This is a genomic window from Croceimicrobium sp., assembly GCF_965228705.1.
Taxonomy (GTDB): Bacteria; Bacteroidota; Bacteroidia; order Flavobacteriales; family Schleiferiaceae; genus Croceimicrobium.
In genome coordinates this window covers 2,165,154-2,184,153 of the sequence record NZ_OZ245832.1, presented here as the reverse complement: position 1 = coordinate 2,184,153, position 19,000 = coordinate 2,165,154, and the positions used below count along the sequence as shown (strand labels likewise).

Annotated in this window: 18 protein-coding genes; 9 read left to right on the top strand and 9 right to left on the bottom strand. The window is 44.3% G+C overall.

The features are described 5' to 3' along the window. Positions 1 to 11 precede the first annotated feature (11 nt). The 6 genes from ACO05P_RS09910 to ACO05P_RS09885 form a co-directional block, all read right to left on the bottom strand. On the bottom strand, positions 12 to 686 hold the full coding sequence (locus ACO05P_RS09910; RefSeq protein WP_421750518.1) for a hypothetical protein: 675 nt from the start codon (positions 684 to 686) through the stop codon (positions 12 to 14). A 38-nt stretch (positions 687 to 724) separates the two neighbouring features. Beyond that, positions 725 to 1,522, bottom strand: coding sequence for a class I SAM-dependent methyltransferase (locus ACO05P_RS09905; protein WP_421750517.1), 798 nt, complete (start codon positions 1,520 to 1,522; stop codon positions 725 to 727). Next, a complete protein-coding gene (locus ACO05P_RS09900; RefSeq protein ID WP_421750516.1) occupies positions 1,519 to 1,896 on the bottom strand; it encodes an ester cyclase in 378 nt (125 codons plus the stop codon). The genes ACO05P_RS09905 and ACO05P_RS09900 overlap by 4 nt, the downstream gene beginning before the upstream one ends. Positions 1,897 to 1,899: 3 nt before the next feature. Further along, entirely contained in the window at positions 1,900 to 2,967 is a 1,068-nt protein-coding gene (gene rsgA / locus ACO05P_RS09895) for a ribosome small subunit-dependent GTPase A (RefSeq protein ID WP_421750515.1), read from the bottom strand. A 125-nt stretch (positions 2,968 to 3,092) separates the two neighbouring features. Beyond that, positions 3,093 to 5,096, bottom strand: a complete 2,004-nt coding sequence (locus tag ACO05P_RS09890; RefSeq protein ID WP_421754899.1) for a urocanate hydratase — start codon at positions 5,094 to 5,096, stop codon at positions 3,093 to 3,095. 11 nt (positions 5,097 to 5,107) lie between these two features. Continuing rightward, a complete protein-coding gene (locus tag ACO05P_RS09885; RefSeq protein WP_421750514.1) occupies positions 5,108 to 5,269 on the bottom strand; it encodes a DUF5522 domain-containing protein in 162 nt (53 codons plus the stop codon). Positions 5,270 to 5,601: 332 nt separating this feature from the next. On the opposite strand from ACO05P_RS09885, the gene ACO05P_RS09880 reads away from it, so the two are divergent. The 6 genes from ACO05P_RS09880 (at position 5,602) to ACO05P_RS09855 (ending at position 10,452) form a co-directional block, all read left to right on the top strand. Continuing rightward, positions 5,602 to 6,606, top strand: a complete 1,005-nt coding sequence (locus ACO05P_RS09880; protein ID WP_421750513.1) for a helix-turn-helix domain-containing protein — start codon at positions 5,602 to 5,604, stop codon at positions 6,604 to 6,606. Further along, entirely contained in the window at positions 6,606 to 7,559 is a 954-nt protein-coding gene (locus ACO05P_RS09875) for a 1-aminocyclopropane-1-carboxylate deaminase/D-cysteine desulfhydrase (protein WP_421750512.1), read from the top strand. The genes ACO05P_RS09880 and ACO05P_RS09875 overlap by 1 nt, the downstream gene beginning before the upstream one ends. Next, positions 7,552 to 8,436 carry a glucosaminidase domain-containing protein gene (locus ACO05P_RS09870; protein ID WP_421750511.1) on the top strand — a complete coding sequence of 295 codons (885 nt, stop codon included), beginning with the start codon at positions 7,552 to 7,554 and terminating at the stop codon, positions 8,434 to 8,436. The genes ACO05P_RS09875 and ACO05P_RS09870 overlap by 8 nt, the downstream gene beginning before the upstream one ends. 114 nt (positions 8,437 to 8,550) lie before the next feature. After that, entirely contained in the window at positions 8,551 to 9,174 is a 624-nt protein-coding gene (locus tag ACO05P_RS09865) for a YdeI/OmpD-associated family protein (protein ID WP_421750510.1), read from the top strand. Between the two features lie 30 nt (positions 9,175 to 9,204). Then, complete coding sequence (locus tag ACO05P_RS09860) at positions 9,205 to 9,591, top strand: DUF2809 domain-containing protein (protein ID WP_421750508.1); 387 nt, start codon at positions 9,205 to 9,207, stop codon at positions 9,589 to 9,591. 150 nt (positions 9,592 to 9,741) lie between these two features. Beyond that, a complete protein-coding gene (locus tag ACO05P_RS09855; RefSeq protein ID WP_421750507.1) occupies positions 9,742 to 10,452 on the top strand; it encodes a DUF3784 domain-containing protein in 711 nt (236 codons plus the stop codon). Between the two features lie 30 nt (positions 10,453 to 10,482). Here ACO05P_RS09855 and ACO05P_RS09850 read toward each other — a convergent pair whose 3' ends face one another. Genes ACO05P_RS09850 through ACO05P_RS09840 form a run of 3 tightly spaced genes read right to left on the bottom strand, consistent with a single transcriptional unit; the run spans position 10,483 to position 14,864 of the window. Then, on the bottom strand, positions 10,483 to 13,101 hold the full coding sequence (locus ACO05P_RS09850; RefSeq protein WP_421750505.1) for a hypothetical protein: 2,619 nt from the start codon (positions 13,099 to 13,101) through the stop codon (positions 10,483 to 10,485). Positions 13,102 to 13,135: 34 nt separating this feature from the next. After that, entirely contained in the window at positions 13,136 to 13,744 is a 609-nt protein-coding gene (locus ACO05P_RS09845) for a ribonuclease HII (RefSeq protein ID WP_421750503.1), read from the bottom strand. A 1-nt stretch (position 13,745) separates the two neighbouring features. After that, entirely contained in the window at positions 13,746 to 14,864 is a 1,119-nt protein-coding gene (locus tag ACO05P_RS09840) for a glycosyltransferase family 4 protein (protein ID WP_421750502.1), read from the bottom strand. 51 nt (positions 14,865 to 14,915) lie between these two features. Here ACO05P_RS09840 and ACO05P_RS09835 point away from each other — a divergent pair, with 51 nt between their 5' ends. Genes ACO05P_RS09835 through ACO05P_RS09825 form a run of 3 tightly spaced genes read left to right on the top strand, consistent with a single transcriptional unit; the run spans position 14,916 to position 18,866 of the window. Further along, positions 14,916 to 16,364, top strand: a complete 1,449-nt coding sequence (locus ACO05P_RS09835; RefSeq protein WP_421750501.1) for a polysaccharide biosynthesis C-terminal domain-containing protein — start codon at positions 14,916 to 14,918, stop codon at positions 16,362 to 16,364. Positions 16,365 to 16,398: 34 nt separating this feature from the next. Continuing rightward, complete coding sequence (locus ACO05P_RS09830; protein WP_421750500.1) at positions 16,399 to 17,436, top strand: hypothetical protein; 1,038 nt, start codon at positions 16,399 to 16,401, stop codon at positions 17,434 to 17,436. A gap of 2 nt (positions 17,437 to 17,438) precedes the next feature. Next, complete coding sequence (locus tag ACO05P_RS09825; RefSeq protein ID WP_421750499.1) at positions 17,439 to 18,866, top strand: O-antigen ligase family protein; 1,428 nt, start codon at positions 17,439 to 17,441, stop codon at positions 18,864 to 18,866. The last annotated feature ends 134 nt before the right edge of the window (positions 18,867 to 19,000 follow it).

Here is a 19,000-nt window from a genome sequence, read left to right as displayed (position 1 = left end):
TATTAAATTTTTCATAGAATTTCAAAACTATTGCTGTGAAGATTTGGCTCCATGTGGAGTCTGTATCTACCGGGTTTAAGGTTCTCATAGAGAGGTAGTGCACTGATAGCTATTTCTCCTGGACCCAGAGCGATTTGACCTATGCCTACTCCACATCCAAAGGTGTTGAATCGATTTAGCGGTATCCAATTCTCATTTTCGATCATTTCGAGCTGCACTCGTAAATAGTGATTTAGACCAATGCGAATGCTGTCTGGAGATAAGTTCCGGATTAAGATAGGGTAGGCAGGACTTTGCTGTTCTTGCTTTTCAGGAAAGTACAAAGCCTTTTGGGAGATTGCTATTTTAATGATTTGATGATTTAAAACTTGAAATTCGATTTCATTTTGCGCTGCTTCTTTTAGCCGGTTGTTCATTAAGGAACTGCTGCGCTTTCTAAGCTCTGGGAAATAGCTTTCTTTATGGATATAAATGCTGTCTTTATCAGGGCCAATGTAGAGGAAGTTTAGTCCCCAATACGAGCTTTGCAAACTTTGAACTTTTTCGGGAAAGACCTTTTCGTTTGGAATTAAAAGCGGTGCTTTTTTAGGTTGAAGAGCAAAAAGTAATAGGCTACTAAAACTACAGATCACCATGCAGTAAATGGGAATAAGTTTTCGGGCTTCAAATTTTAAAGGGTTCAGCATTAAAAGGAAACGTCAAGGTTAATCTTATTGGTCTAGCTTTATTCTGTTTTTTTAAGCGCTAAGAAGAGGTAATCACCCAAATCCGAATCGTATTGCTTCTTAATTTCCCAGAATTTTCCGCTTTCCACATCTTGTTTTAATAGCCATAAACCCCGGTCTACTTCCTCCTGTCGACTAAGATCTGCAAAGGAAGAGATGCCTTTTCGAATCTCATCCCGGAAATACAATTCAGGTTGCTCCTTGCCACATTGCAGAAATTGATCTTGCAAATCCTTTCTCACCTGATAGATTTCCTCCCTTTCGATAAACATGCCCGCGGCTTGGGCAGCATCTTTTATTCTTTCAAGACTGGGCATTTGGGCGGTGGAATCGGCTAACATTTGCGGGAAATAATGATGGAGCCAATAGCCTTGCATTTGTTCCGGAGTGGAGGTGAATATCACCATCCGGCCCTTAGCCTTAAGCACCCGATGAATTTCTGAAAATGCTTTTTCCAAATTCGTCCAATGATGCAGGGTAAGGGTGGCAATAATGCCGTCCATCGATTGATCCTCAAGCCTGGTATCTTCAGCCTGACCTATTTGCCAATCTCCTTTTGGATTTCTCTCTCGAGCTACTTGCAGCATAGTTTCCGAGGGGTCCATGCCGATAATTTGAAGACCCCGTTTCTGTAAGGCGATTGTATAGTTTCCGGTGCCACAGCCTAAATCCAGAAAAACTTCGTCGGCCTGTGGATTAAGTAAAGCAAAGAGCCTTTCCAATAAATAAGGGTCGGCTTTACGGGTGCTATTATAGCTCTGGCCGATGCGATCATATTTAATTTCGGTGTTTTTCAATACATAGTATTTGGGTTGGCTGATTTTTCGGGAATCTTTTGGATGGCATCCCAGTGCTCACAGATTTTTCCATCCCCATCAAAACGAAAGAAATCCATGGTGATGTACTCTTCCTTACCGGGCCATATTTGATGACTATGCAAAGCAACCAAATCGCCCTCTGCGATGCAGCGCACAAAATCTATCGATTTTTCAGGGTACTCCGCTTGCATGCGTTCGAAATAGGCGATAAAGCCTGCCCTTCCATCAGAAACATCCGGATTGTGCTGAATGTAATCCTTGCCAACATATTTTTCCACCGCTTCTGCCGGATTTCCTTCATAAGCCATGCGGTAAAAGGCCATTGCATTTTCTTTATTCTGCTTTAAATTCATTCGCTAATATTTTTGATTTTTCCGATGAGCCTTTCCCGCTTTAAAAAGCTTGCCTTGAGCTTTGTCTTTGGCTCTTTTCTCATGGAGGCTGGTGCTGTAATGCTTTTGCTCCAATTTCAATTTATGGTAGCTGGCATAAAGTTCCTCGGATAGTTCTCCAGAATCCAGGGCGGCCTGAATGGCACAACCTTTTTCAGCCTCATGCTGGCAGTCTTTAAACTTGCAATTCTGAGCGATCTCTTGAATGCTTTCGAAAGTGGCCTCCAGGGCCGAAGTGTCATCGGTAATGCCTATTTCCCGCATTCCCGGGGTATCGATCACAATAGCACCATTGCCCAAAATAAATAATTCGCGGTGAGTAGTGGTATGCCGACCTTTTTGATTGCTGCTGCTTATCGATTGTGTTTTGAGTTCGTCATCGGCTCTTAAGGCATTGATCAAGGTTGACTTACCCACGCCGGAGGAACCCAAAATGCAATAGCTTTTTTGGGCCTGCATTGTTTGTTCGATCTGAGCAATGGAGTCTGGGTCAAGATTGGAAAGGCTGAATACCTCTAAACTCGGATGTCGCGCTTTTACTTTATCAATATAGCTCTGCAATTCCTCCTTCGTAATCAAATCCACTTTGCTAAGAATTAAGGTTGCGGCTATGGGAGCGGCATTGCAAATCGCTAAATAGCGTTCCAGTCGATTGAGATTAAAATCCTGAACTACCGCCTGAATGATAAAGGCCTGATCCAGATTAGCGGCTATACTCTGGCTTTCGCCGAATTTGTTTACCGCTTTGCGCTTTAGTAAGGAGCTGCGTTCTAAAACCTCAAGAATTATGGCACTGTCATCTCCACTGGGAATGGCCTTTACCCAATCTCCTACTGCGGGTAATTCACTACTGTCTTGTACGCTATAGCGTAAGTTACCGGTGATTTCAGCAGTATAAGATTGCTCTGAACTTTGAATCGTAAATCGATCACGATGCACAGCACTTACTCGGGCCAATAAGAATTCGTTGAGGCTTTCATCCTCTGTAAATGCTTGTGCGGCAGGGTTTAAACCGAGTTTCTTGATCTTCATTGTTGCTAAGGTTTTGGCTCTCAATATTTTGAAAACCAAAGATAATTAATATCAGTGCCTTAGCGGATGATTGTCAATGCTTTAAAAGAAAAAAGGCTCTGATCTATTAAATCAGAGCCTGAACTTTAGTCCTTTAGAATTTGACTGAGGTCTATATCACTTTCTTCCGGCAGGGTGATTTTTAGTCCGGGTGTGCGCTCCATTTCACGTTTTATCGCAAATACGGCACCTTCGTTTCGAGCCCAACTACGGCGAGCGATACCATTGTTTACATCATAAAGGAGCATGTTTTCCAAGCGACGATTGGCCGCTTCACTGCCATCCAATAGCATTCCGAAACCACCATTAATTACTTCGCCCCAACCTACGCCGCCGCCATTGTGAATGCTTACCCAGGTTGCGCCCCGGAAGCTATCGCCAATTACATTTTGGATGGCCATATCAGCCGTAAACTGCGATCCATCGTAAATATTGGAGGTTTCACGATAAGGGGAGTCGGTGCCGCTTACATCGTGATGATCACGACCTAAAACAACGGGACCAATTTTTCCGGCTTTGATCGCCTTATTAAAGGCCTTGGCAATTTCAATGCGACCTTGACTGTCGGCGTAGAGAATCCTAGCTTGGGAGCCTACCACCATTTTATTGGCACCGGCCGCTTCAATCCATCGGATATTATCCTCCATTTGTTGGCGAATTTCCGCAGGAGCAGTTTCCGCCATTTTGCTTAATACTTCACTGGCAATGCGATCGGTCTCCGCCAGATCTTCGGCCTGGCCGGAACTGCATACCCAGCGGAAAGGGCCAAAGCCATAGTCGAAGCACATAGGTCCCATAATGTCTTGCACATAACTGGGGTATTTAAATTCGCGACCAATAGTAGGTTCGGGATTCATAACATCGGCCCCAGCCCGACTAGCCTCCAGTAAAAAGGCATTGCCGTAATCAAAGAAATAGGTGCCTTTGGCCGTATGTTTATTTACAGCTGCGGCATGTCGGCGTAAGCTTTCCTGTACCAAAGCTTTGAACTCTTCCGGCTGATTAGCCATCATTTCATTGGCCTCCTCAAAGCCTAACTGAACGGGGTAATAGCCTCCCGCCCAAGGGTTGTGCAATGAGGTTTGGTCTGAGCCAAGATCAATATAAATGCCTTCCTTATCGAAGGCTTCCCATACTTCTACCACATTGCCCTCATAGGCGATGGATACGGTTTCTTGTGCCGCTTTGGCTTCTTTTACCCGACTTACCAGTTGATCGATATCCGAAATTAACTCATCTACCCAACCTTGAGCATGACGCTTTCGGCTTGCCGCCGGGTTTACTTCGGCCGTTACACTTACGCAACCGGCAATATTTCCAGCTTTAGGTTGGGCGCCACTCATGCCACCTAAGCCAGCGGTTACGAATAAGGCTCCGCTATTGGGTTTTGCACCAACTTTACGGAGGGCATTTAAAACGGTAATGGTGGTTCCGTGCACAATTCCCTGGGGGCCAATGTACATATAGGAACCAGCGGTCATCTGACCATATTGGCTTACACCCAGGGCATTAAAACGTTCCCAGTCATCGGGTTTAGAGTAATTGGGTATTACCATTCCATTGGTAACTACCACACGGGGAGCATCAGGATGGGAAGGAAACAAACCCATGGGGTGACCGCTATACATGTGCAGGCTTTGGTTCTCTGTCATTTCAGAGAGGTACTGCATGGTAAGTAAGTACTGCGCCCAGTTTTGGAATACAGCTCCGTTTCCACCGTAGGTGATCAGCTCATCAGGATGCTGGGCTACGGCCGGATCTAAATTATTTTGAATCATCAGCATAATTGCCGCTGCCTGCTGGCATTGGGCCGGGTATTCGCTGATGGGTCGGGCGTACATATCGTAATCCGGCTTAAAGCGGTACATATAGATGCGACCATAATGCTTTAGTTCGGAGGCAAATTCGAGGGCAAGCTCAGCATGCCATTTTTTAGGGAAATAGCGCAGCGCATTTTTAAGGGCTAAAACTTTTTCTTCTTCCCTTAAAATGTCCTTGCGTTTAGGCGCATGACTCCAGTCGGGATTTGGAGATTTAGCTGCGGGGAGTTCTGAGGGAATACCCTGGCGAATGGCTGTTTGAAAGTCAATAGTGGTATCGATCATCGCTTGCGTTTAAAAGTTCCGGTTGCTTTATCATAGCCATAAGGGCAGTGTTTGCAACCACTCTGACAGCAATAACCCCTTTTCAGGTGATACTGTTTGGTGAAAACAATAAAACCTTCTTCGGAATAATAATAGTCTCCCTTATCAAGTTGGGGCATGGCTGTGTTTTGGGCAAAATTACAATCTCTGCCTTTGCCTGCCAGAAGCAGCGCCCTTTTATCTAATCTTAAGTTAAAAGGGGTAAATATATCCTTGAACTGAGATTCGTCATAGCTCCGTTTTAAGTCCCATTTTAACTTTATCCTCTTGATTGATAAGTCTAATTAAATCAAGCGATAATGTTGAAGCCCTTTTTAAATCAGAGCTTGGAATTGTAGAAAAATATTAATTCCCAGCCTTGTTTTTGTGGCTTCCCCAAGTGGTTTAATTAAATTTGATCGTTCTCTAAGGGGATGCTAGGGGGAAAGATGCACCTAATGAGGATTTTTAAATGAGGAGATTGCAATGGGCGGAGTATTCTAAAGTACTGCGCGATAACACTTTGCATCAGGAGCGATTTGAATCAGCAAACGATCTCTTTCTCTCCGAGTATCGGGGTTTCTTTGAGGAGCCGGGATTAGGAAGGATTGACGTTAGCTCCGTGCGGGGGATTGGTCATTATACCATCAAAAAAACACGCGCCATCTTAAAAGATGAGGTGGAGCTTGAAATGAAGCTCGATGAACCCTTGTTCACCGTAGGCTTTTTGTATTCGGGTTCCTTTGTTTTTCATGGAGGTGATGTGAATAAAGGTAGGCGAGTGGACGCTCCATCAGTAGTGGTTTACCGTCAAAATGATCACATCAGCTATCAACGTATTTATTGCGAGCAGCCCTATGAAACCCTCAATATTTCCTTTAATGATCAGGTCTTGCAAAGGATATTGCAAAAGTTTGAAAATAGTGGAAGAGTGGCAAAACGCCTTAATGAGGAATCGATGATTGCCATTCGTCCCGAGGATGAATACCTGGGAGCTTATTTCGATAAACTCAATATTATTCCCCTAGATCAAGATGTAAATAACCTCTTTCTAGCGGAGAGCCTAGTGCTGAGAATCTTAAATAAAACGATGTTGTTTTTGGAAAGACCTGCAAGCGGTCTTTTGGGGGAGCAAGAAAGGGAATATCGCACTTCTTCGGCATTATTCGAAGTACTGGCTTATATGCGTGAAAATCTGCATAAGCCAATAAGCCTAACTCGAGTGGCGGAACAGTTTGGGGTGAGTTCTCGCTGGTTGCAGAGGCGTTTTAAGGAAGACCTGCAATCAAGTTTTAGTGATTACCTTCGGGATATGCGTTTGCAACGGGCTTATGACTTGCTTACCAATAATGAGCAGGCCTTAAGTGTAAGGGAAGTTTGTTTGGAAGTGGGCTACAGTAGTAGTCAAACTTTTTCCAGCAATTTTCGTAAACGCTTTAATGTGAGTCCCAAGCAAGTAATGAGTGTAGGCCTTTGATGGAGCTTTCGATAAACACCCTGAATAGCAAGGAGGAGTTTTTGTTAAATCATCATGGGGTGGACATATACCTGAAGCACGATGATCAGATTCATCCGGAGATTAGTGGGAATAAATGGCGTAAGCTGAAATACCATCTGGAAAAATTCTATCAGGGAGATTATCGGCAAATCCTAAGTTTTGGCGGGGCTTTTAGTAATCACTTGGCGGCATTAGCGGCCCTGGGAAAATTGGCGGATATACCGACCTATGCCATGGTAAGAGGTGAAGAGGCGGGAGATAGCCCTACGCTGGATTACTGTACCGCTCAAGGCATGGAATGGGAAGCGATTTCACGCAAGGACTACAGTTTAAAGGAGAATCCAGATTTTTTGGAGGCCTTGCGGGAACTACGTCCCGGTTTATATATTTTACCAGAGGGAGGAAAAGGAGCTCCGGCCTTAAAAGGTTGTTCGGAGATTATGGATGAGTTGGAAGGTGCCTATGATTGCATAGCTCTGGCAGCTGGAACTGGAACCACGGCAGCGGGTTTACTGGCCCATCCAAAAGCACATAAAATTCGTGTTTATGCAGCCCTTAAAGGGGGATCTTTTTTGAAGCCTGCCATAGCGCAATATTTGCAGGAATACCAAAGTGAATATGGCTTGCCGCCGATTCCAAGAGATTTACTCATCCGCAAATTAGACTTGGTCACCGATTATCATTTTGGAGGTTTTGCTAAAATAAATCGGGACTTGGTGCAGTTCATGAATAAGACCTATCAAAAATATCAGCTTAAGCTAGATCCGGTTTATACCTCTAAATTGTTGTTTGGATTGTTGAAAGATATTGAGGCAGGGCATTTTAAAGCCGGTAGTCGGGTTTTAGTTTTGCATAGCGGAGGACTGCAAGGCATTGCCGGAATGAACCGGCGATTGGCTAAGAAGTCCGAAGAATTGATTGCCTATGACTAAGAAGTTCCTTACACTCGTTTTTGGATTATGGACTCTGAGCCTTGCTGCTCAGAGCGTTACAGAACAATATATTGCCGACTGGCATGAGGTGGCGCAATCAGAAATGCTGGAATTCGGCATTCCTGCAAGTATCACTCTGGCACAGGGAATATTAGAATCGGGAAGCGGCCAAAGTAAGCTGGCAAAGGAGGCAAATAATCACTTTGGAATTAAATGCCACCTGGACTGGGAAGGTGAAAAAGTGTATCACGACGATGATGAGGATGATGAGTGTTTTCGGAAATACGATCAAGCAGAAGATAGCTTTCGCGATCATTCCAAGTTTTTAAAGGAACGCAGTCGTTATGCCAAGCTCTTTGAATTAAAGTCGCATGATTATAAGTCTTGGGCCAAAGGTTTGAAGAAGGCGGGTTACGCGACCAACCCGAAGTATGCAGACTTGTTGATTGATTTGATTGAGCGCCACAAATTGCACAAGTACGATGTACGGGCAGCCTTAAAAACCAATCCTCCAAAAGAGGTGCCGGATCCCGCTGATTTATTGGTGCAAGAGTCGGCTAATAAGGTTGATTTTGTAATAGCTCGAAAAGGCGACACCTTTGAAAGTTTGGCAGAATACTTTAATAAGCGCACCGAAGATTTGCTCGAATACAATGAGCTACGTTATGATGCCAAAATAGAGCCCGGGCAAATTATATATCTGCAGCCAAAACGCCGTCGGGCTGCTCGCGAAAATCGTTACTATACCTTTGTGAAGGGAGATGACCTTTATGAGATCTCTCAGCGTTTTGCGGTGCGCCTCGAGAAAATTTATCAGCGTAATAATATCCCAGTGGGTGAGACCCCAAAGCCGGGGACACGCTTAGAACTGCGCTAAAGACCAAGGATAAATTTAAGCACAGTTTACTTTAATTTATTCCTTTTCAGTTGATCAGGTTCAATAAAATATTGCAATTTCGGGCTTCCGATGTCTTGAATTTTGCAGCTTTCCATGAACCCGGAAGTAGATAGTTATTTTACAGATGGATGCGGTCGTTGTGACTTATACCAAAGTCCCGATTGCAAAGTGCACCGCTGGGCAGAACCACTGCAGCAATTGCGCAGTATTCTGTTGAGCAGTCCATTGGTGGAAGAGCGCAAATGGAGCATGCCCACTTATACCCATAAGGGGAAGAATATCTTGATTCTAAGTGCATTCAAGGATTATTGTTCCCTTAACTTTTTTAAGGGGGCCTTGCTTAAAGATCCAAAAAATTTATTGGTGTTTGCCGGACCTAACAGTCGGGTACCCAAGCTTTTTAAGTTCGAGGAAGGCGATTCTGTGCTTGAGCATGAAGAAGCTATTCTTGATTTTATTCAACAGGCTATTGCGGTGGAGGAAGCAGGTGTGAAAATACCCGCTAGCACTCCTAAGCCGATAGACTATCCTGAAGAATTGCAGCAGGCATTTCGGGAGGATGCAGGATTTGAAGCGGCGTTTGAGTCGCTGAGCCCGGGGAGGAAAAGGGCTTATTTAATTCAGTTTAACGGTGCCAAACAAAGTAAAACGCGTTGGGCACGTATCGAAAAATGGAAAGATCACATATTGATCGGTAAAGGCATTCATGATCGTTAAACCTTAAAACTGCAGACTTTTTTATCCTCTATGAACCTTAGATTTAAGTATTTCATCCTGAGCTTAGCGAGCATAGGCTTAGGACTTGCTTCCCGTAGTTATAAATGGGTAGAATGGGGGCACGCCTATGTAGGTGATGCGCTCTATGCCGTATTTATCTACTTTGGCTTTCGCTTCCTATTTCCCAATTTGAGTGTTAGGCCCGCGGCCCTGGTTGCCCTTTTCTTTTGCTTTGCTATAGAGTTTCAGCAAATGATTCCGTGGGAATGGCTTAGGGCCCTGCGATCCACTACCGTCGGTCACCTAATCTTGGGGCAAGGTTTCCTGTGGTCGGATATTTTGGCCTATAGCTTCGGGGTGTTTGTGGCGCAATTCCTGGATCATAAGCTGGTCTTGAAAGATGAGCAGGCGATTTGACTTCGCTTGAATTGCAAATTCAAGCGAGGTAAATGGCAAATTCAAGCCAGAGATTCTAAGCTGAATTTGTAATTCAGCTTCTCCGCAATTTTTTCCTAGTCAGATATCCGATTTTTAACTAAAATGCGTTTGCTTTTTAAATCAAATGTCATGTTATATCTGATTATTGGCATGAGCCTTTTGTTTCTGGTTATGGCTTTCGCGGTGAACGCTAAAAATGCCCGCTATTTGCTTTCGGGTTATAATACCATGACCGAAGAAGAGCGTGCTAAATTTAACCTTAAGGCTTTTTTAAAGCAGTTTAAAAGCTTTCACGTTTTTCTGGGCCTGAGCTTTGGGATCATTGGGGTACTCTTGTATTACCAATGGGGACAGAATGTGGCGGGGTGGTTCTTAGGACTCTTTCCCATGTTGGCTTATTTGGTTTTTATCATTCGAGCCAGACGCTTTGATCATAATCCACCGCGTTATTCCTTTTGGGCAATTGCGGCTCTCTTAGTCTGCATTATTGGGGTAAGCACCTTACTTATTTACGGCGATCAGAATGTAGATTTTGTGATTCAGGATCAAGAGGTGCATATCTCGGGGATGTACGGGGAGGAATTTAAATTAGAAGATATTGAAAGCTTTCGCTTAGTAGATGAATTGCCAGCAATAAGCCATCGCATGAATGGCTTTGCTATGGATCCGGTTTTTAAGGGCTATTTCCGTACCAAGTCCGGCGATAAAGTGAAGCTGTTAGTTCAGTCTAAGGAGTCTCCCTTATTGTACATTCAATTAAAGAATGGCCAGGAAATTTATTTTGTGCCGGAAGAACGATCGGCAGAAAAGGAATTTGAGCAACTAGCCGCTGTACGCTAGCTTGAATTGCAAATTCGACCTAGTTTAGGTTTAGCGGAGGCGATAACAAATTAAAGTGCCATCATTACTATAGGTAACGATATTGAGGCTTTTATCGCGGTTTAATGATCCCATATCGAAGGGCCCTTGGGCAAATACCGGGAAGCCATCTACTAAATTACCTTCTTCATTAAAGAGTCGAATTTCTTCAGCTCCGGCTGAGAAAGCTGCGGTATAGAAGCGATTGTTCAAAATCATCGCCTTGGGCTTTACGCTGATGTCGTCTTCCAGGCTGGCTTCAAAGGGCATACGGTCATCCTTAACGAAGAGCTGAGCGCCATCACTAAAAATATAACGACCTTCGAAGTAAATCAGGTGACTGGCAGGATGACTGCGATCCAGATACAAGGCATCCACCTTTCCTTCAGGATTAATCACATACATCTTACCCGAATTGGAGCCCGCAATTAATTCCGACTTCTTTAAGCTTTCCCCCGCCTTTAGGTAGAAGCTGGTTTTGAGTTCTTCAATTTTTTCCTCCACCTTAAAGCGTTCTTCACCGCGTCGGTTTAATTGGTAGAGTTTACCATCCGCCGTAAGGCAAACAATAATATCCTTACCAGCTACACTGAAGAACTGAGGTTCACTAACAATATCAGAAGCAGCCTTTTTAAACTGCCAGCCTTTTACGGCTTTGCCTTCTACATCGTAATTGTAAAGCATCGGTCCGCAGGGTACTACCAAACGGTAATTTCGCGCCTGATCGTAATTAAATACCCCCACTGGAGCGGTGGATTCAGCCTTCAGTTTTACCGGGAAACCTTCAACATTGCGACCCAATCGATCTACTACCCACAATTGATTAGTGGTATTAAATACCATTTGCAGCTTATTGTTACGGTAAATATCAATCTGCCGGATGTCTCCTATTATAGGCCCGTCCAGATCCTTGGTCCAATACACTTCTCCTTTGCGTGAAATGAGGTAAAGGCGATGGTCTTCATCCTGAATAGCAATGTCCAGCTTTTGGTTATTATGGTTCCGTAAGAATTGCGGGGCACCACTGGGTTGTCCTTCGAGTTGGACAGACCACTGCCGAACTATTTTCTCTTGAATGGCTTGCTCTTCACGAATCATAGCCGAAACAAAACTACGGTCCTTATCTGCCTTTAATTGAACAATTGCCCAACGTAGATTTTGGAGGCTGTCTTGCAGGCTTTCCAGTTCTTCACTCAAGTCCTTATTTAAAACTTCTTTTTGATTGGGGAGCCATTCGGGGATGCCGTATACTACTTGCACCTGTGCTTTTCCGGGCAATTGATTGCTAAGATTTAGGTAAGAATCACTGCGATCCAAGGTTTTGGAATCGAGGATGTCGTTCAATACCACTTTCAAAGCTGCTAATTGATTTCCCAGCAGAACATAGTCTTTATGAATGAGGTAATAGGGTTGGTGAAAAGCTTCAAATACAGAGCCGTACAAGCGAGGAAGCAAATTCATGGGGCTGAGTTTACGAATCACATGTCCACGATAGCCTTCTATGAAATTACTATCGGAGAGCGTTTCCAGGGTTTTTTCTGCTAATTCGGCATCGCGAAAATTGAAGTAGGCGAATTCATAGGCTTGGTTTTGGGCACGACCCGCTTGGAAGGTGCCCATCTCGGAGTCGATAATTCCGGCGAGTTGACTGCTCACATTAGCCGGTAGTTTGGCAATAATCTCCTGATGATCCTTTAAGCTTCCAGCTTTTTCCAATTGAGCTTCAAAGGCTCTTTGATATTGACCAATATTGCCAATGCTCATGTGTACCCAGCGAGCCAGGTTAACAGGGATTAATTTTTGCGCCTGGATTTGATCACTGCGCAGGGAAGCCAGCGCTTGTGGGAAATAGGCTTCGGTTTCAGGGTGGTTGAGTAAGCCGGTGGCGATGAGATCATGCTTTTCAGCATCCAGGTCCAGTAAAAGCCAGTCTCCCATATCGGCAAGAAATTGCGCTTTAAGCTTTCCTATGGTGCCTAGATAATCTGGCCAACTTTTTAGGTTGAGATAAACATTTAATGGAGAGCGGGGATTTCGGCTTTCCCGAATTTGGCGTAGTCGATCATTTTCGGCTACCTGGGTAGGGCTGTTTTTTTGACGGATGGCCGCTTCCAGAGCGATACGGTCGCCACTGATTAAGTAGAGATCATTACTGTGATGGAGAAACAGATCTTGTTTCTCATTCAGCTTGAGCTGATAGATTTTTTCGCCCGAATATTCCAGACTTTGCAATCCATCCGCTTTTTGGAAGTTTTGGAAAAGCCTTTCGGCGGATGCCTCGTCATTAAGGAGAATCAATAACCAATTGTAACGATCGGCTCCAGAAAGGATTTCGGCTAAATACACATGACTGCTGCTCATTAAGTCCTGCAGACTGTCTCGATTGCTGAGCTCTGCTGCATTATGCCAGTGGGAATTAAAGTTTTTAAGGCTTTCGAACTGGCTGAGTAAATCCAAAACTCTTGAGTTCGACTTTTTAGCGATAACTTCTTCCCAATCATTGATTTCTGCCAGCCAAACCGTGTTTAAGGGCAGGACCTCCTGAATTTGAGTTTCGCTTTTGGGACTTTCGCGACAAGCCCCTAGAAGAAGTAATGTGAGTGCTAAAAAGTAAGAATGTTTCAACGACATGAACCCCTTGAGTTTGTACAAAAGTACTAGAAAACTAGTCGAGGTCTAATTTTAACTGGGGAGGAAGTAGGGTAAAGCTTTGTCGGTGCCAGGGTGAGGCTCCGTGCTCCTTAATTGCTTGGCGATGGGCTTGGGTGGGATAGCCCTTATTTCGTTCCCATTGGTATTGGGGGTAGTCTTCCGCAAGTTTAAGCATGGCTTCGTCTCGATGGGTTTTGGCGAGGATAGAAGCGGCGGCTATCGACTTAAATCGTCCATCACCTTTAATCTCGCAACTGTGCTCCAGGTCTTGATAGGGTACAAAGCGGTTGCCATCGATAAGTAAGAATTCGGGCCGAGTTTTTAATTGATCCAAGGCCCGGTGCATAGCTAAGAATGAGGCCTGGAGGATGTTTATTTCATCAATCTCTGCTGCCGATACCGAGGCTACGGCCCAGGCCAGGGCTTTTTCCTCAATATAAACTCGTAGTTCGTCCCTTTGCTTTTCCGTGAGTTTCTTAGAGTCGTCTAGCAGTTTATGGCGGAAGCCCGGCTTTAAGATTACCGCTGCTGCATAAACCGGTCCTGCTAAGCAACCACGACCCGCCTCATCACAACCGGCTTCCAGGCGGCCTTTTTCTTTAAAGTTTTTAAGACGAGCCATCTTAGCTTAAGCATTTTTGGATGCTATCCCACATGGCATCGGCGGCTTTTTGCCAGGAGAATTTTTGCAATTGCACTTTACCTTTTTGGATGAGATCAGCTTGTACTTCCGAATTTTCCATTTGCTGCATCGCTTTGGCGATCGATTGGCTATTCCGACTATCAACTAAGAGGGCAGCTTCACCTGCGATCTCAGGCATAGCTGTATTATTAGCGCAAATTACCGGGGTTTCGCAGGCAAATGCTTCGATGATAGGGATGCCAAAACCTTCGAAATGTGAAACCAAACATAGTGCTTCGGCTGCAGCGAGTACATCCGCTAATTCTGCATCCGCCAAACGGCCGGTAAAGAGAATGTCTGCTTTAAATGGATTACGCTGAAAGGCCTCCTCAATAGCCGGCGTCCAGCGCATTTTCTCACCGGTAATCAGTAGTTTGTGCTGACCGCCATTATCGCGATACAAGGCATAAGCTCCCATTAATCCCTCCAGGTTTTTACGCGGGTTTAAAGCGCCTAGATACAGAAAATAGGGAGAGCCCTCTGCGTAGTTTTGACGCACCTTTTCTTTAGCTTCCTCGCTAAGGGCCTTAAAATGTTGACCATAGCCGTTTGGAACCACATCAATTTTGTCTGGAGAAAGCTCGTAGGTATCAGCGATATCCCTTTTGCAATAATTGGAGACGGTGGCCACTCGCTTCGCATGATGTGCGAATTTTGGATAGTAATGGCGCATAAAACCTCCGGCAATTTTGTCCAGATTACCCGGTTGATGCTCGTAGTTCAGGTCGTGAATAACGGCAATCGAAGGGCAATTGCCCCAAAGGGGGATCATGCCATCCGGCGATATAAAAAGATCCGCCTTTACTTTGTTTAAATAGCGAGGTACGGACCATTGAAACCACCATTGCCATAAAAGGGGATGGCGCGTAGGAGGGAATAATACCTTCGCTTCAATGTGTGGCTCAAAAATGAAGTCTGGATGCCAGGGGCGATCGAAAAGAAAAATCCATTCGATTTCTGGATGCTCACGACTCAGTATTTCGAAGATATTGGCCGTAAACTGACCAATGCCTTCGAGGCGATCTTTGAGGAGTAATCGGGTATTTACCGCAATCTTCACCTGACAAAGATAGACCTCTTCGATTCACTATCTTCGCAAGGCGCAAAGCTTATGCAAAAGAAATTCGTTGGCAGCCTGGCGCTGTTGCTATTCGTCAATTTTTTGATCAAGCCGATCTGGATTTTCGGAATCGATCTCGAGGTGCAAAATCAGGTCGGCTCAGATGCCTATGGTCTTTACTCAGCAGTACTCAGCTTTGTAATGATCTTCAATATTGTATTGGATCTGGGATTGGCGCATTTTAGTAATCGTGAAATTGCTACCGATCCTCAACAGCTGGCCAGGCATTTTTCGGAGCTTTTCATGATTAAGATAAGTCTTGCCGGAGTTTATTTCTTAATCGCAATGGGGCTGGGCTATTTCCTGGGCTTCTGGTCGGAAGGGGTGCAACTTTTGCTTTGGTTAAGTCTTTCGCAGGTTTTTGCCTCAGCGCTTTTCTTTTTGCGCAGTCACCTTACTGGTTTGCATTTATTTAAGTGGGATGCGGTATTAAGTGTTTTTGATAAAAGCCTGATGATCTTAACCGCGGGTTATCTGCTTTATTTCAGCAAGTCTGGCATTGATGTACAAACTTTCGCAGCCTTGCAGGCTCTGGCCTATGGTGTCACAGCCGGTCTTGCTTTGGTGCTGATCTTATGGCGAGTGCCTTATTTTAAGCCACATTTTCGTTGGTTGAAGTTTCGGAAGAAACTGGGTCGTAGCTTGCCTTATGCCTTAATGATCTTTTTGATGGCGATGTATACAAGGATTGATCAACTCATGCTGCAGCAACTCATTGGGAATTCAGAGGCCGGTATCTATGCACAGGCTTTCCGTTTGCTGGATACTTTCAATCAACCGGCCTATTTATTTTCTGTTTTATTGCTCCCTATGTTTGCCACCTTAATCTCGCGGGATGAACCGGTTTCGGATTTGGCGAAACTCTCTTTTGTGCTCATTTATGTGATGAGTCTGAGCATTACCCTGGGGGGTGTTTTTGAAGCCCAAGAGCTAATGGCCTTTCTCTATGATGAGCATTCGGAAATAAGCAGTGGCCTTTTACAAATCTTGCTTTTTTCTTCCTTGTCTATGGGGGCTACCTATGTTTTTGGAACCATGCTTACCGCAAGAGGCAACCTGCGGGAGTTAAATTATATTGCTTTTGGAGGTTTGGTTCTTAATGTGATTTTTAATGCCTTGCTTATCCCTAAATATGGAGCACGAGGCGCGGCAGTAGCAACCCTGGTGACCCAAAGCTTAAGTGCCCTCTTGCAGTTTAGATTGTGTTATAGACTCGCTCGTTTGGCTTGGCAAAAATCATTTTTATGGCGCTTTTTGGCTTATTCTTTTCAGGCTTTACTGCTGGCTTATGGCCTTAGTTTACTGGATATGGATTGGTATTGGTCCTTGCTCTTTATTATCGGTGGGGCCGCGGCTTCAGTCTTGCTTTGGAAGCTTTTACCCTGGACTCAGGGAATAGAATTGCTTAAGCAGCGTTTAAAGGACCGCAATAGCACTTAATATTTCTATTTTTGCCCGCCTAAAAGCTTAATTCATGGAAGGTTCCAAAGCCGATCAGGATCGCGTATTCGACTCCACCAATTTGATCGTTTACCTCTACAATTGGCGTATGCCATTGATTATTGTCTCTCTGGTTGCCGGAATTCTGGCTGCTATTTTTAGTGGTCCGTCTTTCATTGATCCCCTATTCGAATCTACGGTAACCGTATTTCCATCTACTACAAACTCTTTGTCTAAGGCTCTTTTGCCCCAAAAGTTTGCTAGTCGTGGACAGGATATTTTAGAATTTGGTAAAGAGGAGGAAGCGGAGCAATTGCTGCAAATTCTCAATACCGACGAGATTCGGGATAGCATCATTCAGAAATACAATCTGATGAAGCATTACGAAATCGACCCTTCGGGGAAGTATGCTAAAACTGAATTGTATAAGACCTTTTCGAGCAATATTTCCTTCCGTCGCACCGAGTTTATGAGTGTGGAAATTAATGTCTTGGATACCGATCCAGATACCGCTGCATTTATAGCAAATGATATTGTTGCCTTATTAGATATGGTTAAGGATCGCATTCAGCGGGAACGCGCCATGCAAGGTTTAAAGATTATTCAAGGGGAGTATTTCGGCTTAAAGGATGAGGTTCAGGTTTTGGAGGACTCCTTGACTGAATTGCGCTACAAAGGCGTGCATGATTACGAAACTCAGTCTTCAGTACTCAATGAACAATTAGCAACGGCCATTATTGAGAAAGGGGCGAATTCTGCTGCCGTAGCATCAATTGAAGATAAGTTGGATACCCTGGCTAAATACGGTGGTACCTATGTTTCATTACGCGATGATTTGAGCTATATGAAGGAAGAGGTAGTGAAGTTGAAAACAGCTTATGATCAGGCTAAAGTGGATGTTTCGCAAAGCTTGCCTGCTACCTTTAAGGTGAATAATGCTTATCCGGCAGAAAAGAAAAAATATCCGATTCGTTGGCTAGTGGTGGCCTTAAGTATGTTGGGTGCTTTTACCGCTACATTGATTTCCATTCTGATCTGGGATACGCTGCGTAGCTCACGTCAAAAAGCCTAGGCTTGAGGGGGATTCAATTCCATAAGGAAGATCGGCCGGTATATCTTACCGGATTGCTGGTAGCATTATTGAATATTGGGATCATTGTGTCCCAACAATATTGGGCTTTGTTGATTCCGGTGGCCCTCTTGGTGGTTACCATGACTTTCCTGGCTTTGGATAAGGTCCTGTACTTTGTGATCTTTAGTACTCCTCTGAGTATTTTTTATCTACACCCCACTTTGAAGGTGGGTTTCACATTGCCCACAGAGCCCTTGCTCTTTGGGATTATGCTGATCTTCTTTGCGAAGATTCTCTTTAAGGGGAATTTCGATTTGAAGTTAGTGAAACACCCCGTGTCACTGGCTATTTTAGCTATGGTCTTCTGGATGTTTGTGACCACCCTTACTTCGCAATTACCCTTTGTGAGCGCCAAATATCTGATAGCTCGCATTTGGTTCGTTTCGGTTTTCTTCTATTTAATGTCGCGCTTGTTTCAGGATCGGAAGCGCACCTATTTGTTTTTCTGGCTCTATTTATTGCCTCTGGCGGCAGTGGTGATTTACACGGTTACCGTGCATGGGCAATGGGGTTTTACCAAAGATGCCTCGGTATGGGTAATGTTTCCCTTCTTTAAGGAGCATACTTCCTATGGAGCGGTACTCGCGCTCTATATTCCTATTGCGGTTGCTTTTACCTTTTTTATGAATTGGGATTTGAACCGTAAGCTTTTAGCGGGGACGGTCTTATTGATATTGTTGGCGGGCGTAGTTCTGTCTTATACCCGGGCGGCCTGGGTAAGCTTGGTTGTGGCCGGTGTGGCTGGCTTTATGGTTTGGATACGGTTACGCAAAGAAATTCTCGCTTTGATGGTCCTGGCCTTTGTTGGAGCCTTATTCTATTTCCAGGGTGATATCATGCAGCGCTTTGAGAAGAATGACACTACCAGTAGTGATGATTTAAGTGAGCATGTAGAGTCGATCAGTAATATCTCTACGGATGCTTCCAACATGGAGCGTATCAATCGCTGGAAATCGGCCTTTAGGATGTATAGTGAAAGACCGGTTTTTGGTCATGGTCCCGGAACCTATATGTTTCTTTATGCACCCTATCAAAAGCCCAGTGAAAAGACCATTATCTCAACCAATAATGGAGATATGGGTAATGCACATAGCGAGTATATAGGGCCACTGGCAGAAAGTGGTACATTGGGATTAGTATTGGTTTTAATTCTGGTTTATTTAAGTATTCGAACGGGAATTAGGGCATATTATAAAGTAAATGATCACGAGCTTAAAGTGCTGGCACTCGCCGCATTAGTGGGGCTGATAACCTATTGGACCCATGGCTTTTTAAATAATTTCCTGGACATGGATAAAGCTACTTTGCCGGTTTGGGGATTCACTTCCTTTCTAGTTTATCTGGACCTCTACGGTCAGAAAAAAGATTAATTGTTCTATAGTGTTAGTTTAGAAGCACTTGGCTATTCTTGCTAAAAGTGCAGGTTGTTAAATTAAGTTTGTGTTAAGCGATTCGGCTTGTCAATTAAACTTTTTTTAACATTTTTGGTAGTGGATAACCAATA